We start from the raw sequence: 21,406 nt of genomic DNA, 5'->3' as shown, positions 1-21,406 counted from the left end.
CGAGGCGCGGGCGGACGGCGGTGGGCCGATCGGGGCCGGCGACGTACGGCGGTCGGGCCGGCGGGTCAGCGGGGCGCGGAGTCGGGTGAGGATTCGGGTGGGGACGGCGGCGGGGTCGCGCCGGCCACCGGGGGAAACGGCGGTGGCGTCATGCCGCTGGACTGCACCGGTGGCGCAGCCGTGGGATCGGCCGGCAGCGGAGCGCTTGTGACAGCGGGCGTCGACCACGGGTCGGAGGCGGGACCGTAACTCTCGGCCTGCTCATCTTCCGGACGCGCTGGGTTCACGCGGTACGGGTCGAAGGCCGGCGGCGGATAACCCGGGGCGGCCGGCGCGGGGTAGCCAGGGGCCGACGGCGCGGGGTAGCCAGGGGCCGACGGCGCGGGGTAGCCGGGCGCTGCCGGCGGATGTCCCGGCGGGGTGGTGGTGTTCAGCGGCGTCGGCGGGTAGTGGCCGTGCGGGGTGGGTTGCACCGGCAGCAGTGCCCCCGGCGAGTACACCGACGTGGGCCAGCCGGGCCCGGTCCGCGGCCGAGCCCACTCACGCGCCGCCCGCCACCGCAGCCAGGCGGCGTTGACCAGGCACGAGTGCGCGATGGTGACGACCCAGGAGGCGATCAGGACGAAGACCAGCGCAAGGCTCAGGTCGCTGTCGGGATCGCTCTCGGCAACCCCGAAGAAGGCCACCGAGGTGAGCACGGTGTAGACGGTTCCGGAGGCCCACCATCCGGGCCGGCCGGCCCGGATGCCGACGTAGACGAGCCCCAGACCACCGAAGCAGCAACCGATGAAGGGCACCAGCAGCCAGAGGCTGTGCTGGACCCGCCAGGAGGTGCTCACCGGCGGGCTCGGACGCCCGCCCTGCGGGGGTGTCCAGGATCCGCTGGGACCGATCGACATCGTGCTCCTCTTGCGGGGGTGGTCGGTCAGCCGCCGATGACCGGCGGGATTGCGCGCCCTGCACGGTACGCGGGCCGGGCAACGCGCCGGCGGCACGTGGTCAGATGCCGGCGGGGGCGCCCGGGGCGAACGTCTCCAGCAACTCCTCGGCCCGGCGCAGCGACGCGACCGGGTCGGCGTCCGGGGAGCCGATCTCCGGGTCGACGTTCGGGTCGAGGAAGAGTTCGGTCATGCCCTCGGCGGCGAGCGCGTCGAAGTCGGCCCTGATCTGGGTCTCGGTGCCGGTCAGCGGGGTGCGCGGCCCGGCGCCGGTGGCACCGATCCGGACGGCGCCGCGGCAGACGAAGCGCAACCGCCCCGGGTCCCGCCCGGCCTCGGCCGCAGCGGACCTGATCGCCCGGATCGAGTCGCCGATCGCGGTCAGGTCGGCCCGGCTGCTGCTGACCCAGCCGTCGCCGAGCCGGCCGACGCGGCGCAGCGCGGCCGGTGCGGCCCCGCCGAGCAGGATCGGCACCGGACGCTGCACCGGCTTGGGCTCCAGCCGCATCGCGGGCACCTGATAGAACTCGCCGTCGTGGGTGATCACCTCGTCGGTGAGGAGGCGGCGCAGCAGCGGCACCGCCTCGTCGGCCTGCCGGCCGCGCCGGCGTGGGTCGGCGCCGGTCGCGGCGAACTCCTCGGCGGCCCAGCCGTTGCCGAGGCCGACGTCGAGCCGGCCGCCGGAGAGGATGTCGACCGTGGCGATCTGCTTGGCGAGCACCACCGGGGAGACGTACGGGATGTTGAGCACGGAGACGCCGAGGCGGATGCGCCCGGTGGCGGCGGCGAGGAATCCGAGGGTGACCATCGGGTCCTGCACGCTGCGGTAGATCTCGCCCCAGTTGCCGTCGGGCGGCGAGAGCAGCCGCTGAAACGTCCACAGTGAGCCGTAGCCGAGTTCTTCGGCGCGGCGGGCGATCCGCAGCATGTTCTCCGGGGTGGCCCACGACCCGGAGACCGGCGGGGCGAATCCAATCTCCATGCGGGGCACGCTACCGGCCTGCCGCGGTGGCGCGAGCGCTCTCCCATGGGGTGAACGCAACAAGATCGACTCAAGCCGGCAACACCGCACGTCTGGCATCGGGGCACGAGATCATCAACAATAGGTCACATGGAAATCACCTACCGCCACGGCGGCCTGGTCCGGGCCGTCCTCTGGAGCATGCTCGCCGCCGGTATCGCGACGGCACTGCTCGGCGGTGGTGGTGACACCCGGGCCGGCCCCCAGCCGTACGTCGGTGTCTGGTCCACTCCGGACGGCAAGGTCCGGCAGGAGTTGCGTACCGACGGCCGCTACGCCGAGAGCCACGGCGCCCGCGTCAAGGCCCAGACCGGCCGGTACGAGGTCAGCGGCGAGCGCATCGTCTACGTCGACGACACCGGAACCCGGGAGTACGGCAGCTTCCGCGACGGCGTACTGCACCGGGACGGCCACGTCCTCTACCGGCAGCGGTGAGGGCCGCCGGTCACCCTGCCGGCGGCGACCCCGCCCGCCACTTGACCCACTGGTAGGTCAGTACCTCCGCGCTGGTGTTGCGCAGCACGTGCGGCACGTGTGGGGCGATGTAGGTGATCGCTCCGGCGCGTACCTCCTGGTCGGTGCCGTCGAGGTGGAGCGTGCCGCAGCCGTCGAGGACGGTGATCAGTTCCTCCTCGACGTGGGTGTGCACCGGGTGCGCCTGGGCTCCCGGGCTCAGGTGCAGCACCCCCACCTCCAGATCGGTGCCGGCGGGGGTGCGCCCGAGGTGGGTGTGGGCGTACCGGCCGATGGCGGGATGTTCGGTGAGAACGACCTCGTCGGGGTTGACCACCCGCGAGGCGAGCGGTTCGCCACTCACGAGCAGACCCGCCACTCGCCGTCCTCACGCACGAGCACGAGGTCGTCGCTGATCATTTTGCCGTCCATGCCGATGATGGCGACCTGCACGGATCCGGTACTGACGCCATGGCGGTCTTGCACCTGGCGACCGACGATGGAGTAACTCGTCATCTGCTGCCCGGACTGCGCCACCGCGAAGCCGTTCTCGCCGACCTCCACCTGCCGCTGGCTGCAGAGCCGGGCGTACGCCTCCCGGTAACGGCCGTCGAGCAGGTCCCGCAGATAGCCGTCGGCCGCCTCGCTCACCTCCCGGGTTGCGTTGTCGGCGTCCCTGACCGTAAAGAACACCCTGGTCGCGCCGCCGGCACAGCAGAGCCCGAGCAGCACGCCGACGACGATCAGGACGTTCGCCAGAGTCTTGTTGTTTCCCGGCGCCGGTTGCGGCGGGTACGCCGCGGGCTGCTGGGGCGGATACCCGGAGGGGTGCGGGGGCGGGTGAAAGGGATTGGCCACGGTCAAGATCGTATTGGCGCATCACGTCAGGACCAATGCGAGGCGGCGCGCCGGTTACGAGCAGACCCGCCACTGCCCGTTCTCGTAGGCCATCTGCAGGGTCTCGGAGTTCTTCTTGCCGTTGTCGAAGGTCAGCGTGATGGTGACAGACCCGGTGTTGACGCCGTTGTTGCTGCTCACCCGGCGACCGTCGATCGTGTACTCGACGATTCTGGGCTGACGCTCCTTGACTCCCACGAAGGCGCTCTCGCTGACGCCCGCCTTCTGGGCGTTGCAGAGCCGCGCGTAGGCGCCCCGGTAGTTGCCGTCGCGCAGGTCGTCCAGGTAGGCACTGGCCCCGTCGGCCACCCCCCGGGTCGCGCCGTCGACTCCCTTGTAGAGGACGAAGCCGCCGATCCCGCCGCCGGCACAGCAGAGCGCGAGCACCACCGCGACGATGATCAGCACGTTGCGGGTGGTCCTGCTCTTCTTCGGCGGCTGCGGCACCGAGGGCGCCGCGGGCCACTGCCCCGGCTGCCCGGCAGCCTGCGGGTACCCGGGCTGCTGCTGTGGATATCCGGGCTGCTGGGGATACCCGGGCTGCTGGGGGTAGCCGGAGGGCTGCTGCGGCGGGTACGGGGGGTTCGTCACGGTCACGGATCATAGGCCCCGGGTGCCACCACCAAGAGCCGCCGCCTGTCACCGGACGTACCACTGCCGGACGCAGGCCGGACGCTGCCGAGGCAGCCGGCACGGATCCGGACAAGCACCGGCGATCGCCGCAATCGGCGCATGACCGCAAGCCAGGGCTTGATCTTGCGACTCTTCCTAGGCTGAGGAGAAGGGGAAGAGAGGAGGCGACCGTGGCCGACAAGACCGGACGTCCGGTGCTCTACCTGGTGGCCTGTGCCGCACCACCGGCGCTGACCATCGGCGAGACCATCGCCCTGCTGCAGGACGACGGCTGGACCGTCTGCCTCATCCCCACCCCGACCACCGCGACCTGGATCGACGTCGCCGCCCTGGCCGAACAGACCGGCTACCCGGTACGCGCCGACTGGCGCAAACCACAGGACCCGCGACTGCTGCCCGATGCCGACGCGGTGCTGGTCGCCCCGGCCACCTTCAACACCATCAACAAGTGGGCGGTGGGCAACAACGACAACTACGCCCTCGGCATCCTCAACGAGTCGCTCGGCCAGCGCCTGCCGATGATCGTCTACCCGTACGCCCGGTCGACCCTGACATCGCATCCGGCGTACGCCCAGCACGTGGCGCTGCTGCACGCGGCGGGGGTGAGCTTTCCCGGCATCGACGGGCTACAGAAGGCCGCCAGCGGCGACCGCCTGCCCTGGGCGAGCGTGCAGGAGTCACTCCGACCGCTGCACGGGACTCGGCAGGGGTGAAGGAACGGGCGGTGCAGGGGTGATCGTGCAGGCCGTGCCCCGGCCGCTGACCGCCGCCGGGAATCAGCCGGGTGAGCCGGCGACCCGCCGCCGGTGCAGGTGGTCCAGCACCGCCTGGTTGGCCGCCCAGCCGTCGGGGAACTTGACCGGCACGTTGAGCCGTACCGGTTCGGTGGAGGGGTAGGCGTCGAGCAGTTCGTCGATGCCGGCGCGGGCGACGACGACGCAGGCGTGTCGGTGCCGGGAGGCGAGCACGCAGAGCCGCCCCGATTCCAAATGGAACGCGGTCGCGTCCCGCCGGCCGGAGAGCGGGTGCAGCACGATCGTCAGGTCGTACTCGCGGCCCTGCAACCGGTTGGCGGTGTCGACGGTGATGCCGGCCCCCGCGTCGCCGAGCCGGGCCCGGATCGCCGCGACCTGATCGCGGTGGGCCGCGCCGATGGCGATCCGGTCGGCGGTGACCGGCGCGCCCTGTGGCTCCCGCTCCGAGGTCGCCACCGCGCCGCGGCGCAGCGCCCGCAGGGCGAGGTCCGCACATGCCTTCGCCGCCTCGGTGTCGGTGCGCACGGTGTGCCGGGCCGGCAGTTCGTAGAGCGCCCAGCCGGTCGCCGCGGCCAGCTCCACCGCCTCGTCGGCGGGGCTGCCCTCCCCCGGGGCGTCGAAGGACAGCGCCCGCTGCGCCGCCGTCGTGCCCGCCTGGAACCCGGTGAACGGGTAGAACGCCTCGGCGACCACCGGGGCGGCCGAGGCGGGCAGCCGCCACGAGACCGGCAGCCGGTGCACCGGAAGCTGCGGATTGTGCCGCAGCAGCGTCGCCACCGCCGACTGCATCGGATCCCAGGTCAGACCCGTCCACCGCTCGGTCTCCACGGTGGAGAAAGGATCGAGCTGGCCGGGATCGCCGACGAAGAGCGCCCGGTCGAAGCGGCCGGCCACGCGCAGCAGGGCGTCGGAACGCATCTGGTACGCCTCGTCGACGATCGCCCACGGCCAGGATCCCTCGGTGACCGTCGCCCACTTCGCGGCCGTACCGATGATGATCGCCGGCCCGTCGAGCTCGGCGACCTTGGCGGCGACCCGGACCGTCGAATACCGCGCCACCCGCTCCGAGGGGGTGTAGGTGCCCGCGGAGAGGCGCCCGATCCGCAGCTCGGGCGCGTCGCGGGCGAGCCGGTCGATCAGGTCGTCGACCTGCTCGTTGGTCTGCGCGATGATGATCAGCGGCTCGCCGGCGGCAGCCAGTTCGATCGCGGCGCGCACCACCAGCGTCGACTTGCCGGCCCCCGGTGGCGAGTCGACGACCACGCCCCGGTGCGCGCCGGAGTGCAGGTCGGCCAGGACAGCGGTGATCACCCGCTCGGCCCGCACCCCCGGCGGCAGCTCAAGCCCCACTGACACGCGCCCACCTCCCCACAACTGCGGCGACCCTACCGGGCGCCGCCGACACCGGGACGCGGGCGCTTCCCGCGTAGTTCCCCGCGCCCCCGCCCGGCGAGCCGGGAGGCGACGCGCGCCGTGCGGGCGGGCAGCCCGCACGGCCGCCGCGCATCAGCCGTCAGGAGCCGGTGATGGCGTTCGCGTGGATCGCCTCCGCCAGGTACGCCGCCATCCCCGGCCGGATCTTCTCGTACGTCTCGGTGAAGCGCGCGTCGGCGAGGTACATGTCGGCCAGCGCGGTGTGCATCTCGTACGAGCAGTCGTAGAACCAGCGGCAGATGTGCTGCCGGTGCTCCTCGGCGAGCGCCATCGCCGCCGGGCCGCCGGCCGGCGCACCCGCGGCCATCACCTCGGTGAACCGGCGGTTCCAATCCTCGTTCTCGGCCTTGATCCGCAGCCAGTCCTCCTTGCTGTGCTGCCCGGCGCGCCGCGCCGACTCCCGGTACGCGTCGGTGCCGCCCCAGCGCTGCTTCGTCTCCTCGGCGTACTGCTGCGGGTCCTGGTCGCCGAAGACATCGAACCGCTCCTCGGGAGTGAGTGACATGCCCATCTTCTCCGCCTCCAATGCGAGTTCGACCGCGGCGGCCATCTCCTGCAACCGGCTGATCCGCGCCGTCAGCAGCTCGTGCTGCCGGCGCAGGTGCGCCGTGGCGTCGGCGGCCGGATCGTCGAGGATCGCCGCGATCTCCTCCAGTGAGAACCCCAGCTCCCGGTAGAAGAGAATCTGCTGCAACCGCGCCAGGTCCGCGTCGTCGTACCGGCGGTAACCTGCGTGCGTACGTCCGCGCGGCGAGAGCAGCCCGATCTCGTCGTAGTGATGCAGGGTTCGCACGGTGACTCCCGCCAGCCGCGCCACCTCCCCCACCGGGTGGTCCATGGGTTCTCTCCCTTCCGCGGACCAGGCTCGCCCCTGCCGTTACGTCAGAGTCAAGCCGACGCCTGAGCGGTCCGCAGCGAGCTGCGCAACTGCGCGAGAGTGGCGGGGCGGCCGTACCGGTAGCCCTGACCGTGCGGGCAGCCGATCTCGGCCACCGCCCGGTGCTGCTCCTCGGTCTCCACCCCCTCGGCGACCACCACCAGGTCGAAGGCGGCGGCGAGCTTGCTGACCATGGCCACCGTCGCGTACGCCTGCGGATCCGCGCCGCCGAGCCGGGCCACGAACGACTGGTCGATCTTCAACTCGGTCGCCGGGATGCGGTGCAGGTAACTCAGCGACGAGTAGCCGGTGCCGAAGTCGTCGATGGCGATGCGCACACCGGTGGCGCGCAGCTGCCGCAGCCGTTCCAGCACCGTCTCGGTGCCGTCGATCAGCGCCGTCTCGGTCAGCTCCAGCGTCAGCGCCGCCGGCGCGAGCCCGGTGTCCCGGACGACCTCGGCGACGTCGGCGGCGAGGCCGGGACGGCGCAGGTTCGCCGGGGAGATGTTGACCGCCACCGTCAGCCCGGGGGCCAGCTCCTGCCAGCCGGCCGCCGCCCGGCACGCCTCCCGCAGCACCCAGCGGTCAACGGCGACGATCAGCCCGATCTCCTCGGCCAGCGGCAGGAAACGGTCCGGCCCGAGCAGCCCGTGTCTGGGATGCCGCCAGCGCACCAGGGCTTCCGCGCCACTCATCGCACCGGTGCCGACAGCCACGATCGGCTGGTACGCCAGCTCCAGCTGGCCACCCTCGGCCAGCGCCCGGCGCAGGTCGGCGATCAGCTCGGCCCGCGACACCGCCTGCCGGCGCAGCGCCGGCGTGCAGACCCGGTACGCCGACTTGCCCGCCTCCTTCGCCGCGTACATCGCGATGTCGGCGTCGCGCAGCAGGTCCGCCTGGCCGGAGTGCTGCGGGCCGTACGCGGCGATGCCGATGCTGGCCGTGCAGTGGCCGGCGATGTCGTCGTCGGGTCCGGCCGGTCCGAGCGCGGCGAGCAGCCGCCGGGCGATCAGCTCCGGGTCGTGTTCCCGTACGCCGTCGACGAGCACCGCGAACTCGTCCCCGCCGACGCGGGCCAGCACCCCTTCGCCGTCGAGGGCGTGCCGCATGCGTTCCGCGACCGCGGTCAGCAACTGATCGCCGGTGGCGTGCCCGAAGCGGTCGTTGACCTGCTTGAACCCGTCCAGGTCGAGGAGGAGCACGGTCACCGGCCGACGATGCCGTACGTGGCGCTGCAGCTCCCGGTTGAACGCGAGCCGGTTCGGCAGCCCGGTGAGCGGATCCTGGTGGGCCAGGCCCCGCATCCGGGCGGCTAGCTGGCGGTTCTCCCGGGCGACGAGCCTCTGCCGGATCGCCAGCGCGGCCAGCAGCCCCAGGCTCGACCAGAAGACGATCGCCGGACTGCTCCCGGCGACCTGCCGCGCCACCAGGGTCGCCACGATCGAGCCGCCCACCAGCAGGTACGGCACGGCCGTGCGCCACCTCGCCGCCAGCAGCCGCTCGACGTTGTCGTCGGCGTCGTCGAGCCGCACCGGCGCCGGGTAGCGGGTGGCGACGGCGATCAGCAGGTAGCTGAGCGGCCAGCAGACGTCGATGAGGTGGCCGGCGACGTAGTCGTCCCGGACGTTGAGCGAGACGTAGACGGTGTCGGCCAGGGCCCGGACGGCGAGACTCGCCCCGATCAGGCTCAGCGCCGGCCAGCGCACCCGCGATCCGCTGCTGATCGCCACCAGGACGGTGAGCTGCACCAGGTCCAGCATCGGATAGACCAGCGCCAGCGAGCGCAGCGGATCGGCCAGCGACGACCCGGTGACGTCGCGGAGCGCGATCAGCCAGGAGATCGGCACCAGCGCCAGCGCGACGATCACCCCGTCGAGCAGGATCCGGGTCCGGCCGATCGCCGAGTCGGGTGCGGAGAGGAAGCTCAGCAGGGCGCCGGTGCCGGCGCAGATGCCGGCGATGAAGATGGTGGCGATCAGCGGCGTATGGGGCAGCCCGTCACCGGTGAGCCGGGCGACGGTCCAGATGGCACGGCCGGCGGCGGCGAGTGCCATGGTCACCGCCAGCAGCCGCCAGAACGTCCGCAGGGCGCTCGGGTGCCGGCGGGCGACCCGCAGGCAGTAGGCGGCGGCGATCCCGGCGACAACGGTCGCGGCGGCGTCGCTGACCAGCGCCCGGCGGGGCAGGTCCAGCAGGAACCAGAGCAGCTCCCCGACGATCACGGCGGCGCAGAGGGCCAGCGCCGTCCAGGAGCGCAGCCCGCGCCCCGGGGCGGGTGCGGCCGCGCGCAGGAGCGACCCTCCGGGGGCGGCACCCGGCAGCGACACGTCGGCTCGCTCCCCTCATCGCACGTCCCGGCACCAAGGACGCTCGGCGGCCCGCGCCGCTTGCTGGGCACCCGCCGCGGCCTTCGTCGGCGGACGGCAAGCTAGCACAGACGCCGTTGATCAGGAATGCCGTGCGCGGCGGCTGCCGCCACCGGCGGGCGGACGGCGGCGATGGCGGTAACATCGGGCGCATGGCGGCAAGGCACCGGTCGGACCTGGCCGACCCGGCGTGAAGCGGGGCGAGATCTGGACGGTCGGCGGCCCCGGGGACCTACGGCACCGGGTGGTCGTGCTCTCCAGCGACGCCCACAACGAACGCAGCGGCGCGGTCCCGTTCTGTGCGCCGATCGTGCGTCAGCGCGGCCCGGACCTGCCGCCCTTCGCCGTGGCGCTGCACGAGGCCGACCCGCTCTCCGGGGTGGTGGTCGTCAACCGGATGCGTCGCATTCCGCGCCTGCCCGGAGCGGTCCGCGTCGGAATGGTCACCGGGACGAGCATGGCCCGGTTGGAGAAGGCGCTGCGGGACTTCTTCGAGGTGTAGCCGGCGCTAACCGGCCGGTTCCCGGTCCGGTGGCGGGCCGCCGTGGGTCCACGGTGTCCGGTCCGGCTCGGGCAGGGCCGGCGACGGCAGGTAGGCGTCCGACAGGGTGGTGTAGGTGAGCCGCTCCCCCACCTGCGGGACGCTCCCCGGCGCCGCGGTCAGCCCCCGTCCCATGCCGCTGACCAGCTCCAGCACCAGCTGGGTCCGCCCGTCGTCGAGCCGGGTCACAAAGACGACCTTCGCGGACTGGGCCGGGCGGACGGGGCTCTGCACCTTCGCCCCCGGCTGCAGTGTCACCGCGTCGGCGGTGACAACCATGATGCGGGGGCGCAGCACCGGCCGCTTGCCGGTGTCGTCGATCCGGGCCGGGTCCGCCATTGTCACCTCACCGGCGAACGCCTCACCGGCGAGCCGGTACTCGGCCAGCACCAGCGGATCGTCGTAGGCGCGCTGCACGGCGTACGACTGCAGGGCACGCTCCAGCCGGTGCAGCCGGCCCGCCGCGGCGACCGCCCCGTCCCGGCGCGGCTGCGGTGCCCCGCCCTCGTCGACGTGCTCGGCGTACGCGGTGAAGGCGTCCTTGTCGCCGTCCCAGCGCCCCGGCGCCCGGGCGCCTTCGGGCAGCGCCCGTAGCAGCGCCACCCCGCGCCACATGAGCTCCCAGGTCCCCGCCAGCTGGCCACGCAGCGCGACGGCGAGCCGGTCGTACGCCTCCTGGCGGGCCTGCGGGTCCTCGCCGGCTTCCTCGTAGGCGGTGATCAGCGGGGCGAGCACCTCGTTGTCGAACTCCGGGTCGGTGGCCGGGCCGGCCGGTGGGGCGAACTCGGCGGCGCGGGCCGCGACGTCGCCGGGCGTGCCGGCGGGCGGGTCGATCCAGGCGAGCAGGGCGGGCAGGTGCTGATCCTCCACATTGCTCTGACCGGTCGCCCAGTGCAGGCCGAGCGCCTCGGTCAGCGCCACGGTCAGCGCCGAACCCGGGTGCTCGGCCCGCTCGGCGAGGAAGGTCAGCCAGCGCCCGAGCAGCGGCACCACGGCCGGCACGGCGTACTCGCCCTCGGTCTCGGCGAAGCGGGTGGCCCGGCCGAGCAGCCGCAGAAAGGTGATGCCGGCACTGTTGGGGAGCAGGATCTGCGGGGCGTCGGCGTAGCGGTGCCGCACGTCGCGGCCCCGGTCGGTCGCGACGGCCTCGGTGACCGAGCGGTGGGCCTCCAGATAGGGCAGCAGGATCTCGGCGAGTTCGAGGTGGAAGGCGGTACGCAGGTCGCGGTTGCGTGGCTGCGGCACCACCAGCAGCCGCGGGGTGGCCGGGTCGGTGCCGGCGAGCAGCGCCAGCGGCGCGTTCGCCTCGCCGGCGAGGGTCAGCGGCACCAGCACCAGCGGAGGGTCGGCCAGGTGCAGGTGGCGCACGGTGGCGATCGGCTGGGCACGGCCGGCCGCCAGGGCCTGCACGCGGGCGAGCGCCCGCAGCATGCTCATGAACTCAGCGCCTCGGCGCGCAGTTCGGCAGCGGTGCGCAGCAGCCGGGCGACCTCGGTCTGCTCCGGTTCGGGCGTCGCCTCGCCGGCGGCGAGGGCGAGCACCGTGTCGGCGGAGTCGATGCCGCCGAGGGCCTCCCGGACGGTGCGCCCGAGCGCGGATGTCTGCCCGTGCGCCTCGTTGCGGCAGTGGAATGCCAGCTCGCAGGTGGCCAGGCAGTCCGGGGCGTACCGGGCCTCGGTCTGGGCCAGGGCGGCGCGCAGCGTCTCCGGCGGGTCGGACGGGTCGAGGCGCAGCTGCGCCGGCAGCCCGGTGAGCAGGTCGTCGAGGCGGGCCATCCGGTCGAGCTGGCGGCGCAGCGCCAGCATCTGCCGGCGGACGTCGACGAGGCTCGCCACCGGCTGGTTGGAGAAGTCGCGGGGGCAGACCAGGACCACCTCGTGCGAGACGGTCTCCGGGTCGTGGCCGGCGGCGGTGAGCAGTTGCCGCATCGCCAGCACGTAGACGGCCGACTGGACCGCGGCGGCGGAGACCTTCGCGGCGTCCGCCCCGCCGTCGATCACCGGGAAGGACTTGATCTCGACCACGTGGAACCGGCCGCCGAGGCGGGCGGCGACCAGGTCCGGCTCCAGGCGCACCCGCTGGCCGGCGACGTCGAGGGTGAGCAGCGGGTGGTCGAAGAGCGCCGCGTCGTCACCGGCGGCGGCGTTCTGGAGCACATCGGCCGAGCGGGCGACCCGGTCGCCGTCGCCGGCCCCGAGGTCGGTGTAGGTGGCCTGCGGCGCCGGCACGCCGAGCCGTTCGGCGAGCAGCCGCAGCAGTTCGGCGCCGTCGTCGGCCTTGACCCGGGCCTCGAAGGCGTTGCCGCGGGTGATGGCGAAGCGGGACTGGCCGAAACGGGCGGGGAAGCCGATCCGTTCCGCGATCGCGGTCTTGTCGATCCCGGCGCCGTCGAGCACCGTGCGGCGGGTGCAGCCGGGATTTCCGGTCAGCGCCGCGATCGTGCGCGCGTTGTGCCGCTGCGCGGGCACCGGGCCGCGGATGCGGGCGAGCCGTTCCTCGGTGGTGGTCATGATCGCCCCACGATATGCCGTCCCTGCCCGTGGCGCCGCACGACACGGTTTGAGGTGCGGCAGGTCGCCCGAGGGGTCAGCCGGCGACCAGGGTGCCGGGTTGCGGTGCGGCGCGGTCGTAGGCCGCGCCGCACCAGGTGCACTGCTGCTGGTGGCGGGTGCGGATCGGAATCAACGGAACGAAGAAGAGCGTGAACCGGGTCCGGTGCCGGGTGACGACCTGCGCGGCGGACTGCCGGCAGTTGGGGCACGGCTCGTGGGTCACGCCGAGCCGGTCCACCGAGGTCCGCAATCCGAAGATGAAGAACATGCCGCCTTGATACCCGGTCCGCGCTCAGCCCACGCTTGCCGAAACCGGCACCGGCCGGGACCGGGTGAGCGAGGCGGCGCTGATCGCGCAGAGCGCCGCCGCCCCGGCCATCGTCCAGAGGACCGCGTGCAGCCCGCCGGTGAAACCGGGATCGGCGAGCCGGCCCGCCGTGGTGGTGGCCAGCACCGAGCCGACCACGGCGATCGCCACCGTCTCCCCCGCCACCCGCGCGGTGTTGACCATGCCGGAGGCGATGCCGGCCCGGGCGGGATCGACGCTGCCGACGGCGAGCGCGTCGAGCAGTCCGATGGAGATGCCGACCCCGGTGCCCACGGTCAGCAGCGGAGCGGCGAGCGTGGCCGCGGTGCTGTCCGGGCCGATGGTGGTCAGCCAGGCCACGCCGGCGGCCACCACGGCCACCGAGACGACAACCACGGCGTACGGCGAGACGCCCCGCCGGGTGATCATTCCGGTGACCAGCGGCAGCACCAGGGTGGGGGCGGTCAGCAGGATCAGGGTCGCGCCGGCGCCACCGGCGCTCATGCCGAGCACGGTGGTGAAGTACGACGGCAGGTAGACCAGCAGCGGCACCAGCACCATCACGATGATGGCGGCCGCCAGGCAGACGCCGCGGAAGCGGGGGCTCGCCAGCAGCGCCAGGTCGAACATCGGCGCCGGGTGTCGGCGTTCCACCCGCACGAAGAGCCCGAGCAGGGCGACCGCGGCGACGAAGGCGGCCAGGATCAGCGGATGCCCCCAGCCGAAGTCCGGTCCCTGCACAAAGGCGAAGATCACCAGCAGCAGCGCGCCGGTGAAGGTCGCGGCGCCGGCCCAGTCGAGTCGTCCGGTCTGCTCACCGCGCCCGGACGGCAGCAGCGGCACCAGCAGCAGCACCACCGCGCCGACCACCGCCGGGGCGACGAAGACCGCGCGCCAGCCGAAGAGCTCGATCAGCGCGCCGGCGATCGAGGGGCCGAACGCGAGCCCCACCCCGAGCGCGACCCCGAAGAGCCCGAACGCCCGGGCCCGCGCCCGCCCGTGGAAGGTCTGGGCGAGCAGCGCCGACGCTCCGGTCGCACCGGCCGCGGCGCCGATGCCGGCCAGGGCCCGCAACGCGTCCAGCAGCACGATGTCGCCGGCGAAGGCGCTCGCCAACCCGCCGACGGTGAAGATCGCCATGCCGGTGGCGAAGACCCGGCGACGGCCCAGCACGTCGGCGAGGGAACCCGCGGCCAGCATGAAGCTGGCGAAGGTGGCGTTGTAACCGTTCACCACCCACTGCACGGCCGCCAGGTCGGCGTCGAGGTCGGCGCCGATGCGCGGCAGCGCGACCGACGCCCCGGTCAGCGTGATCGGCAACGCGATGGTGGCGAGCAGCACGGCGGCCAGCACCGCGGCCGGGTGTCCCGCTGTCCTGTCGCCGCTGCGTACCCGCCGAGGTGTCCTGCCGCCGTTTAGCACCCGCCGAACCTAGCGGTCGTCCACCGCCCACCCCGGGCCGGGTCAGCCGGGTGTGCCGCCCCTGACCTGCGGCGGCGCGAGCCCGCCGGCCTCGGCGCCGACCACCGAGGCATCCCGGCCACGCCGGTGCGGCGTACGACGGGTGGTGGTCACCGGCGCAGCGGGGTGCTGCGGTTGCGGGGCGAGCGGGTGGCTGTGCGGGCCCGGCGGCGTCGACGGCGCCGGGGCGGCACACAGTCGCCGTCGCGGTTCTCGGCGGACGGCGCCGGACGGGGTTTCGGGCACACGGCCGGGGGAACGTCCAGGGCGGAGTCGTCCAGTTCCCGGCCGATCAGGCGGCAGAGGAACCGGATCACGGTGGGCACAGACGCGGCGTCAACGGCGAACACTCGCCGCTCCTACCCATCCGCCCCGCACTTTGCACCTGTCGACGTAGACGAATCTGATTATTCGTCCGTCGGGTTGATCAGGGACGCAGGGCGCGCAGTTGCGCCAGGTGCATCGGCAGGTGGACCCGGCCGTGCAGGTCCAGCACCCGCCCCCAGGGCAGCGCCTCGTCGACGCTCAGCTCCAGCCCTTCCTCCAGGTGGGTGTGCACCGGCGTGCCGGCCGCCGCACCGAGACAGGTGGCCAGGGAGCAGAGCCGGTCACTGGTGGCGTGAAAGGCCGTCGTCAGGCCGGGGAAGCCTGCGCAGCGCCGCACCATCTCGGCCAGTTGCGGCCGGTGCACGGCGTCCAGGTCGTAGTCGGCCCAGTTGGAGCCGACCAGCACCGCCTCACTCGCCTCGATCATCAGCTCGTCGTTGATCACGAGGTGGGCGACGATCTCCTCGGCGCTGAGGTGACCGTCGCCGGGCGGCGCAGCGGCGAACCCGCCCGCGTCGATCTCGGCGAACAGCAGGTCGTACGCCCGGCGGAGCGTGTCGCTCTCCATGGGGCAAGCGTAGGGAACCCGACGCGGCGGCTCAGCCGTTCCGCACAGTCACCGCCGGCGGCGGCGCACCGGTGGCGCCTCGTGGCCGGCGGCGACCTCGGTGACGATCTGGCAGGTGTCTCGCACGGGGTCGTGCCGGTCGGCGTGCTGCGCCAGGGCGGCGAGCAGCTGCCGGAAGCGTCCGCGGTCGGCGGCGGGCAGCGGTGTGAGCAGGTGCTCTTCGGCTTCGGCGAGCCGCTTGCGGTGCGCGACGACGGTCCGGCGGCCGAGTTCGGTGGCGACGACCCGCTTGTGCCGCCGGTCGGCCGGGTCGGGGTGGCGCTGGACCAGTCCGGCGCGTTCGAGGTCGTCGACGAGGTAGGTCATCACGGTCCGGTCGATGCCGAGCCGGGCGGCGAGCGCCCCCTGCCCGCTCGCCTCGGTCGTGGCGGCGGCGGAGAGCACCTGCCAGCCGCGGACACCTCCGGGGAGGTCGCCCAGGAGCGTGTCGAGGGTTTTCAGGTACGCCCGGAAGAGCACCCCGAGCCCCCAGCCGAGGTCGTCGGCGAGCGGGGCTGCGGCGGACGCGGCGGTGACCTCGGACATGATCCCAGCGTACGCCACGCGCGGTCCTGCCGATCATCTACTCAACCATTCGTCTGTGTGGCAGACTGTTGACGGTACACATAAATGGAGGAGCGGGGACATGGGCGACTACGGACACGAACTGACCTTCGGCACCTTCCTGACTCCCGACGCCGCGCACGCCGACCGGGTGGTGGCGCTGGCGCAGCTGACCGAGGCGGCCGGGCTGGACCTGGTCACCATCCAGGACCACCCCTACCAGGCCCGCTTCCTCGACGCCTGGACCCTGCTGTCGGTGCTCGCCGGAAAGACCTCCCGGGTGCGGCTGTCGCCGAACGTGGCGAACCTGCCGCTGCGCCCGCCTGCCGTGCTCGCCAAGAGCGTCGCCAGCCTCGACATCCTCAGCGGCGGCCGTGCCGCACTCGGCCTCGGCGCGGGAGGCTTCTGGGACGCCATCGGCGCGTACGGCGGCCGGAAGCTCGCCCCCGGCGAGGCCGTCGCCGCGCTCGAGGAGGCGATCGGCGTCATCCGCGGCATCTGGGGTGCCCAGGGCCGGTCGGTACGCGTCGACGGCGCCCACTACCGGATCAGCGGCGCCCACGCCGGACCGGTGCCCGCCCACGAGGTCCCGATCTGGCTCGGCGCGATCAAACCACGGATGCTGCGGCTGACCGGCCGCCTCGCCGACGGCTGGCTGCCGAGCAGCGCCTACGTCCCCCCGGAGCAGCTGCCCGCCTCGAACGCGATCATCGACGAGGCCGCGGCGGCGGCAGGCCGGCAGCCCGGTGACGTGCGGCGGCTCTACAACCTGATGGGCTCCTTCGACGGCCCCGGCGACGGCTTCCTGAACGGGCCGCCGCGCCTCTGGGCGGAGCAGCTCGCCGAGCTCACCCTCGACCAGGGCGTGAGCATCTACATCCTGGCCTCCGACGACCCCCGCGACATCGAACGCTTCGCCGGCGAGGTCGCCCCGGCCGTCCGTGAACTCGTCGCCGCCGGCCGGAGCGGGACCGCGCCGGGCGGCGGGACCGGCGCCGGTGGCCCTCGCGGAACCGGCACGCCGGCCGCCGACGGCCCCGCTGAGGGGACTGAAACCGACGGCGCCGACGAGCCGGAAACCGGCCGCCCCTCGGTGACCGGCGGCGGGGTGCCGGCACGGCCGGCCCGCCGGAGCGCGCCGAGCGCCGGTCCGCTCGCCGTGCAGCCCACCCCGGACGACGGCAACCGGCTCAGTGACGTGCAGCCGTGGGACGAGAGCAGCCGGCCGAGCGGCCCCGCCCCCGACCCGGACCGCAGCTACACCCCGCACGAGCAGGCCTCCGGGCGGCATCTGGTCGACGTCCACGACCACCTCCGCGCCGAACTGCGCGAGGTCCGCTCAATCGTCGACCAGGTCCTCGACGGCACGATGGGCCCCGGCGCGGCACGCGGCCACCTCAACACCATGACCATGCGGCAGAACAGCTGGACGCTCGGCGCCTACTGCGCCACCTACTGCCGTACGGTCACCGTCCACCACACGCTCGAGGACAGCGGCATGTTCCCGCACCTGCGGCGGGCCGACGGCCGGCTGACGCCGGTGATCGACCGGCTGGAGGCCGAGCACCGGGTCATCCACGACGTCATCGAGGACGTGGACCGGGCGCTGATCAGCTTTGTCAGCGAACCCGACGGCGGCAAGAAGCTGGAGCAGGCCGTCAACCTGCTTACCGACACGCTGCTGTCGCATCTGGCCTACGAGGAGCGGGAACTGGTCGAGCCGCTGGCCCGCTTCGGCTACGGAGGCTGACCGCTCAGCGCAGCTGCGCGGGGAGCTCCGGGTCACTGGCGCGCTGGGCCGGGCTCGGCGCCGGCTGGGGCCGGGACCGCTGGCGGGCCGCCTCGTAGAGCACGACGGTGCCGGCGCCGGCGGCGTTGAGCGAGCTGGCGGCGCCGGTCATCGGGATGCGCAGCATCCGGTCGGCGGCCTGCCGCCAGGCGGCGCTGAGCCCACGGGTCTCGTTGCCGATCAGCACCAGTGTCGGTCCACTCAGGTCGTGCGCGGCGACGTCCACCTCACCCGCCTCGTCGGTGCCGACCAGCTGCACCGGCACCTGCCGGGTCCGCAGGCCGGCCGCCCAGTCGAGCACCTCACGGTGGCTGGGGACCCGTACCACCGGCAGGGCGAAGAGCGAACCCGTGCTGGCCCGTACCGCCTTCGGGTCGTACGGGTCGGCGGCGTGCCCGACCACGATCAGCCCGGCCGCCCCGAAGGCGTCGGCGGAGCGCACCAGCGTGCCGATGTTTCCCGGGACGGCCGGCCGGTCGAAGACCACCACCAGCAGATCCGGGCCGACCGGGATGCGCTCCAGCCGGTCCGGTGGCAGCTCCACCACGGCCAGCAGCTCCGCCGGCTCCTCGTCCTTGCCGGCCAGCTCACTCATCAGTTCCGGGGCCAGCGCCACCCGGTCGGCCGCCACCTGCTCGCGCAGCTGGGCGGCCCAGCGCGACCGCGGCGCCCCGTCGAGGTGCAGCAGGGTGCGGATCGTCCAGCCGTGTTCGACCGCGAGGCTGATCGGCCGTACGCCCTGCACCAGGAACTCCCCGGCGCGCTGCCGCTTGGTGCGGTTGGTCAGCAGCGCCTGCCACTGCTGGAAGGCCGCGTTGCGGGTGGTGATCCGCAGGGTCCTCGGCACCCGCACCCCTCTCGCCCGCCCGGTTGATGAACCATCGCAAACTACCAGCTCCGCCCGGGGGCGACGGACGGCTTGACGGCGGGCACTTGCGAGCTTTGCCCCGCTTTGGGGCATCGGCTCCCCTAGCATCAGGGCAACAGAGGAGGTGGTCTCGTGACGACGACCCAGGAGGACGTGGTTGTCCTGCTGATCGACCAGCACAACCGGATCAAGAGCCTGTTCCAGCAGCTGCGCACCGCCCAGGGCGCCCAGAAACAGGAGCTCTTCCAGGACCTCGTACGGCTGCTCGCGGCCCACGAAACGGCGGAGGAGCTCGTGGTGCACCCGGCGGCCCGGCGGCAGCTCAACCACGGCAAGGAAGTGGTGGACGCCCGCCTCCACGAGGAGGGTGAGGCGAAGCGGGAACTGGCCGCCCTCTACGACATGGGGGTCGAGCACCCCGACTTCGACGCCCGCCTCGCCGACTTCGCCAGCGCCGTGATCGAGCACGCCGGTCATGAGGAGGCCGACGAGTTCCCCGGCCTGCGGCACAGCCTCTCCGCCCCGGAGCTGCAACGGATGGCCGAGGCGGTGCTCTTCGCCGAGCGGATGGCCCCGACCCGCCCGCACCCGAACGCCGGCGAGTCGATGGCGGCGAACCTGATCGCCGGGCCGCCGATGGCGCTCTTCGACCGGATGCGCGACGGCATGCGTGACTGGCGGGAGTCCCAGGACCGGAAGTCCTGACCCGGCGGGTTTGCTACCCGCTGGAAACAACAGTCGTAAGAACACTCACGCCATCGCTGTGGTGCGTACTACAGCGATGGCGTGAGTGCGCTACCGCGATGGCGTGCGCGGCTCAGGTCAGGCGGAGCCGGGTTCGGACAGCCGCCGGTGCAGCTCGGCCTTGATGTGCTCCGGCGCCGCCTTGGCCGAGCCGGCGAGGACCTTGTTGCGCATCGAGCCCGCCACCACGTGGTCCTTGCCCTTCATGAGCGCCTCGAAGCCGTCCCGTGCCACCTCTGCCGGGTCGTCCTTGGGTCCGACACCCAGCTTGGTGTCCCCCATCCCGGCCCGGTCGAAGAAGCGCGTGTCGGTCGGACCGGGCATCAGCGCGGTCACCGTCACGCCGGTCTCCTTCAGTTCGTTGCGCAGCGCCTCCGAGAACGACAGCAGGAACGCCTTGGAGGCCGCGTACGTCGCTTCGAACGGCCCCGGCTGCGTGGCCGCGATCGACGACGTGAACAGGATCCGCCCCCGGCCCTGGTCGACCATCTGCCGGGAGGCCCGCTTGGCCAGGTGCACCGCCGAGCGCACGTTCAAATCGATCAGTTTGAGGTCGTTGTCGAGTTCGATGCTCGGGAAGTCACCGCTGACCCCGACGCCGGCGTTGACGGCGACCGCGTCGACGCTGCGCCCCAGCGCGGTGGTCCGGCCCCAGAGCTGCTCCACGCCGGCGTAGTCGGCCAGGTCCACCTGCACCGGTTCGACCTGTGCGCCGAGGCCCTCGAAGTCCTGCGCCGCCCGCGCTATGCCGGCGTTTTCGGCGGCCACCACCAGGTCGAACCCGTTGCGGGCGAACTCCCGGGCCAGTTCGTATCCGATGCCGCTGGACGCTCCGGTGACGACGGCGAGCGGTTTCTGCTGTGCCATGGCCAGCTCCTTCTCGACGGTGACAGCTCCCTGTCGGCGGTTCAGCCTTCGGGTACGGCGATGACGACGCCGCTGCGGACCCGCGCCGGGATCCGCTGCAGCGAAATGCTCAGGTCCTGCTCCGGCAGGGTGTGCTCCAGCCGGGCCAGATGCACACTGAACGCCTCCAGCAGCGCGACGGTGATCTGCTCGCCCGGACAGCGGTGCCCGCTGCGGGGATCGCCCCCACCTTGCGGGACCAGCTCGTACTCCCCGATCACGCGCCCGATGAAGCGCTGCGGGTCGAAGGTGTACGGATCGGTCCAGACCTCGGGGTCGTGGTTCTGGCCGTAGAGGTCCAGCAGCACCATCGACCCCTCGGGAATGTCCACACCGTCCCAGACCAGGTCGCGGACCGCCTTGCCGCCGATGAACGGGGCGAACGGATAGAACCGCCGGACCTCGTGGGCGAACGCCTCGGTGTAGGCCCGGTCGCCCTCGGCGAGCGGCTTGCGGTTGGCCGGCCAGCGGTGCAGGGCGTGCGCCGCGTACGCGACGAACCAGCTCACCGCGACCGTCGGCCGGATCACGTTGATCAGCTCCACGGCGGCCAGCCGCGGGTCGAGCAGCTCGCCGTCGACGTCACGGTGCACGACGATCCGCTCCAGCACCGAGCCGACCGGGGCGGCCGCCTCGCCATTTCGGATTTGTACGACGAGGTCGGCGATCCACTTCTCACGGCGGTGCCGGGCCCGCCGGGCCCGCCAGTGGCGTGGGCCGGCGGTGGCGAACCCGTCGACCAGGGTCACCATGTCGGCGGCGAAGGAGGCGACCTCCGCCTCGTCGAGGGGCAGCCCGGTCCAGCGCGACACGGCCCGCACGATGATCCGGCTCGCCTCGTCGAAGAGCACCACCGGCCCGCGCTGCGGCCAGGTCGCCGCCGTCGTGTCCCAGGAGTCGTTGGTCAGCTCCACCAGTCGCGCGATGCCCGCAGCGTCGAGCAGCGGCCAGAAGACCTCCTTGCGCTGCCGGTGGCTCAGCCCGTCGAGGGTGTGCACCGCGCCCTTGCCGAAGAGGGTGGCCTGGATCGGCTCCGGGAGGGCACCGTGGCGGCGTACGTGGTCCTCGTCGTAGAAGAAGGCGGCGGCTTCCGGGCCGCAGAGCGCGGTTGCCCGCATCCCGGCCAGCCGGGTGGCCACGGTCCGCACGCCCCGGTGTCGGCGCAGATTCGGCAGCCAGCCGTAGCCCTCGATGGCGAGGCGCAGGGTGTTGTCGAGCACGGGAGCGGCACGCGAAGTCATATCCGCGGGCTTGCCCAGGTCGGCGGCGCTCAAACCGCCCTGATCGGCCGCGCCGGCAACTCGGCCCCGCGGCCGTGCGGCCCGCGCCGGGCTCGCCGGCGGAACCGAGGCATCGACGCAGCCGG

23 protein-coding genes are annotated in these 21,406 nt (G+C 73.2%); 5 read left to right on the top strand and 18 right to left on the bottom strand.

Annotated features, from left to right (window positions below; all coding sequences use genetic code 11):
• Positions 1–65: 65 nt before the first annotated feature.
• Both ACK8GG_RS04810 and ACK8GG_RS04805 read right to left on the bottom strand, forming a co-directional pair.
• Positions 66–899, bottom strand: coding sequence for a hypothetical protein (locus ACK8GG_RS04810; RefSeq protein ID WP_440355630.1), 834 nt, complete (start codon positions 897–899; stop codon positions 66–68).
• A 100-nt stretch (positions 900–999) separates the two neighbouring features.
• On the bottom strand, positions 1,000–1,920 hold the full coding sequence (locus ACK8GG_RS04805; RefSeq protein WP_440355629.1) for a TIGR03619 family F420-dependent LLM class oxidoreductase: 921 nt from the start codon (positions 1,918–1,920) through the stop codon (positions 1,000–1,002).
• 129 nt (positions 1,921–2,049) lie between these two features.
• Here ACK8GG_RS04805 and ACK8GG_RS04800 point away from each other — a divergent pair, with 129 nt between their 5' ends.
• Positions 2,050–2,394: an Atu4866 domain-containing protein gene (locus ACK8GG_RS04800; RefSeq protein WP_440348035.1), complete on the top strand. Its 345-nt coding sequence runs from the start codon at positions 2,050–2,052 to the stop codon at positions 2,392–2,394.
• A 10-nt stretch (positions 2,395–2,404) separates the two neighbouring features.
• On the opposite strand, the gene ACK8GG_RS04795 is transcribed toward ACK8GG_RS04800, so the two are convergent.
• The 3 genes from ACK8GG_RS04795 to ACK8GG_RS04785 are packed head-to-tail and all read right to left on the bottom strand — an operon-like array spanning position 2,405 to position 3,900.
• Positions 2,405–2,776 (bottom strand): cupin domain-containing protein, encoded by a 372-nt coding sequence (locus ACK8GG_RS04795; RefSeq protein WP_440355628.1) that lies wholly within the window; start codon positions 2,774–2,776, stop codon positions 2,405–2,407.
• A complete protein-coding gene (locus ACK8GG_RS04790; protein WP_440355627.1) occupies positions 2,773–3,270 on the bottom strand; it encodes an Rv0361 family membrane protein in 498 nt (165 codons plus the stop codon). The genes ACK8GG_RS04795 and ACK8GG_RS04790 overlap by 4 nt, the downstream gene beginning before the upstream one ends.
• A 54-nt stretch (positions 3,271–3,324) precedes the next feature.
• Positions 3,325–3,900 carry an Rv0361 family membrane protein gene (locus ACK8GG_RS04785; RefSeq protein ID WP_440355626.1) on the bottom strand — a complete coding sequence of 192 codons (576 nt, stop codon included), beginning with the start codon at positions 3,898–3,900 and terminating at the stop codon, positions 3,325–3,327.
• 212 nt (positions 3,901–4,112) lie between these two features.
• On the opposite strand from ACK8GG_RS04785, the gene ACK8GG_RS04780 reads away from it, so the two are divergent.
• Positions 4,113–4,655, top strand: a complete 543-nt coding sequence (locus ACK8GG_RS04780; RefSeq protein ID WP_440355625.1) for a flavoprotein — start codon at positions 4,113–4,115, stop codon at positions 4,653–4,655.
• A gap of 63 nt (positions 4,656–4,718) precedes the next feature.
• Here the strand turns inward: ACK8GG_RS04780 and ACK8GG_RS04775 are convergent, their stop codons facing one another.
• From ACK8GG_RS04775 to ACK8GG_RS04765, 3 genes are all read right to left on the bottom strand, one after another.
• On the bottom strand, positions 4,719–6,053 hold the full coding sequence (locus ACK8GG_RS04775; RefSeq protein WP_440355624.1) for an AAA family ATPase: 1,335 nt from the start codon (positions 6,051–6,053) through the stop codon (positions 4,719–4,721).
• Positions 6,054–6,210: 157 nt separating this feature from the next.
• On the bottom strand, positions 6,211–6,969 hold the full coding sequence (locus tag ACK8GG_RS04770) for a MerR family transcriptional regulator (protein ID WP_440355623.1): 759 nt from the start codon (positions 6,967–6,969) through the stop codon (positions 6,211–6,213).
• Between the two features lie 50 nt (positions 6,970–7,019).
• Complete coding sequence (locus tag ACK8GG_RS04765; RefSeq protein ID WP_440355622.1) at positions 7,020–9,335, bottom strand: putative bifunctional diguanylate cyclase/phosphodiesterase; 2,316 nt, start codon at positions 9,333–9,335, stop codon at positions 7,020–7,022.
• Between the two features lie 229 nt (positions 9,336–9,564).
• Here ACK8GG_RS04765 and ACK8GG_RS04760 point away from each other — a divergent pair, with 229 nt between their 5' ends.
• Positions 9,565–9,876, top strand: a complete 312-nt coding sequence (locus tag ACK8GG_RS04760) for a type II toxin-antitoxin system PemK/MazF family toxin (RefSeq protein WP_440348042.1) — start codon at positions 9,565–9,567, stop codon at positions 9,874–9,876.
• A gap of 6 nt (positions 9,877–9,882) precedes the next feature.
• Here the strand turns inward: ACK8GG_RS04760 and ACK8GG_RS04755 are convergent, their stop codons facing one another.
• From ACK8GG_RS04755 to ACK8GG_RS04725, 7 genes are all read right to left on the bottom strand, one after another.
• Complete coding sequence (locus ACK8GG_RS04755; protein WP_440355621.1) at positions 9,883–11,352, bottom strand: hypothetical protein; 1,470 nt, start codon at positions 11,350–11,352, stop codon at positions 9,883–9,885.
• Positions 11,349–12,425, bottom strand: a complete 1,077-nt coding sequence (locus tag ACK8GG_RS04750; protein WP_440355620.1) for a hypothetical protein — start codon at positions 12,423–12,425, stop codon at positions 11,349–11,351. The genes ACK8GG_RS04755 and ACK8GG_RS04750 overlap by 4 nt, the downstream gene beginning before the upstream one ends.
• A 76-nt stretch (positions 12,426–12,501) precedes the next feature.
• Positions 12,502–12,735, bottom strand: a complete 234-nt coding sequence (locus ACK8GG_RS04745) for a zinc-ribbon domain-containing protein (RefSeq protein WP_440348045.1) — start codon at positions 12,733–12,735, stop codon at positions 12,502–12,504.
• Positions 12,736–12,759: 24 nt separating this feature from the next.
• Positions 12,760–14,127 (bottom strand): MFS transporter, encoded by a 1,368-nt coding sequence (locus tag ACK8GG_RS04740; protein ID WP_440355686.1) that lies wholly within the window; start codon positions 14,125–14,127, stop codon positions 12,760–12,762.
• A 218-nt stretch (positions 14,128–14,345) separates the two neighbouring features.
• Positions 14,346–14,585, bottom strand: coding sequence for a hypothetical protein (locus ACK8GG_RS04735; RefSeq protein ID WP_440355619.1), 240 nt, complete (start codon positions 14,583–14,585; stop codon positions 14,346–14,348).
• A 77-nt stretch (positions 14,586–14,662) separates the two neighbouring features.
• Positions 14,663–15,130: a hypothetical protein gene (locus ACK8GG_RS04730; RefSeq protein ID WP_440348047.1), complete on the bottom strand. Its 468-nt coding sequence runs from the start codon at positions 15,128–15,130 to the stop codon at positions 14,663–14,665.
• Positions 15,131–15,178: 48 nt separating this feature from the next.
• Positions 15,179–15,715: a MarR family winged helix-turn-helix transcriptional regulator gene (locus ACK8GG_RS04725; protein ID WP_440355618.1), complete on the bottom strand. Its 537-nt coding sequence runs from the start codon at positions 15,713–15,715 to the stop codon at positions 15,179–15,181.
• Positions 15,716–15,815: 100 nt separating this feature from the next.
• On the opposite strand from ACK8GG_RS04725, the gene ACK8GG_RS04720 reads away from it, so the two are divergent.
• The gene (locus ACK8GG_RS04720; RefSeq protein WP_440355617.1) at positions 15,816–17,483 is read left to right on the top strand and encodes an LLM class flavin-dependent oxidoreductase; all 1,668 of its coding nucleotides are present in this window, start codon (positions 15,816–15,818) and stop codon (positions 17,481–17,483) included.
• Between the two features lie 4 nt (positions 17,484–17,487).
• Here the strand turns inward: ACK8GG_RS04720 and ACK8GG_RS04715 are convergent, their stop codons facing one another.
• Positions 17,488–18,369 (bottom strand): RNA methyltransferase, encoded by an 882-nt coding sequence (locus ACK8GG_RS04715; protein WP_440355616.1) that lies wholly within the window; start codon positions 18,367–18,369, stop codon positions 17,488–17,490.
• Between the two features lie 153 nt (positions 18,370–18,522).
• Between ACK8GG_RS04715 and ACK8GG_RS04710 the strand changes: the two genes are divergently transcribed.
• Positions 18,523–19,095, top strand: coding sequence for a hemerythrin domain-containing protein (locus ACK8GG_RS04710; protein WP_440348051.1), 573 nt, complete (start codon positions 18,523–18,525; stop codon positions 19,093–19,095).
• Positions 19,096–19,212: 117 nt separating this feature from the next.
• Here the strand turns inward: ACK8GG_RS04710 and ACK8GG_RS04705 are convergent, their stop codons facing one another.
• Positions 19,213–20,001, bottom strand: a complete 789-nt coding sequence (locus ACK8GG_RS04705; protein ID WP_440353967.1) for an SDR family NAD(P)-dependent oxidoreductase — start codon at positions 19,999–20,001, stop codon at positions 19,213–19,215.
• A gap of 41 nt (positions 20,002–20,042) precedes the next feature.
• Positions 20,043–21,281, bottom strand: coding sequence for a cytochrome P450 (locus tag ACK8GG_RS04700; protein ID WP_440355615.1), 1,239 nt, complete (start codon positions 21,279–21,281; stop codon positions 20,043–20,045).
• Between the last annotated feature and the right edge of the window lie 125 nt (positions 21,282–21,406).

The organism is Melissospora conviva (assembly GCF_049523535.1).
Lineage (GTDB): Bacteria > Actinomycetota > Actinomycetes > Mycobacteriales > Micromonosporaceae > Melissospora > Melissospora conviva.
The sequence above is the reverse complement of the archived record's forward strand: the minus strand, read 5'-3'. Positions and strand labels throughout refer to the sequence as shown.

Coding starts and splice junctions, on each gene's coding strand:
- ACK8GG_RS04810 (WP_440355630.1), bottom strand. CDS start 899: ATGTCGATCGGTCCCAGCGGATCCTGGACACCCCCGCAGGGCGGGCGT.
- ACK8GG_RS04750 (WP_440355620.1), bottom strand. CDS start 12,425: ATGACCACCACCGAGGAACGGCTCGCCCGCATCCGCGGCCCGGTGCCC.
- ACK8GG_RS04730 (WP_440348047.1), bottom strand. CDS start 15,130: ATGGAGAGCGACACGCTCCGCCGGGCGTACGACCTGCTGTTCGCCGAG.
- ACK8GG_RS04800 (WP_440348035.1), top strand. CDS start 2,050: ATGGAAATCACCTACCGCCACGGCGGCCTGGTCCGGGCCGTCCTCTGG.
- ACK8GG_RS04745 (WP_440348045.1), bottom strand. CDS start 12,735: ATGTTCTTCATCTTCGGATTGCGGACCTCGGTGGACCGGCTCGGCGTG.
- ACK8GG_RS04770 (WP_440355623.1), bottom strand. CDS start 6,969: ATGGACCACCCGGTGGGGGAGGTGGCGCGGCTGGCGGGAGTCACCGTG.
- ACK8GG_RS04705 (WP_440353967.1), bottom strand. CDS start 20,001: ATGGCACAGCAGAAACCGCTCGCCGTCGTCACCGGAGCGTCCAGCGGC.
- ACK8GG_RS04755 (WP_440355621.1), bottom strand. CDS start 11,352: ATGAGCATGCTGCGGGCGCTCGCCCGCGTGCAGGCCCTGGCGGCCGGC.
- ACK8GG_RS04700 (WP_440355615.1), bottom strand. CDS start 21,281: ATGACTTCGCGTGCCGCTCCCGTGCTCGACAACACCCTGCGCCTCGCC.
- ACK8GG_RS04720 (WP_440355617.1), top strand. CDS start 15,816: ATGGGCGACTACGGACACGAACTGACCTTCGGCACCTTCCTGACTCCC.
- ACK8GG_RS04805 (WP_440355629.1), bottom strand. CDS start 1,920: ATGGAGATTGGATTCGCCCCGCCGGTCTCCGGGTCGTGGGCCACCCCG.
- ACK8GG_RS04725 (WP_440355618.1), bottom strand. CDS start 15,715: ATGTCCGAGGTCACCGCCGCGTCCGCCGCAGCCCCGCTCGCCGACGAC.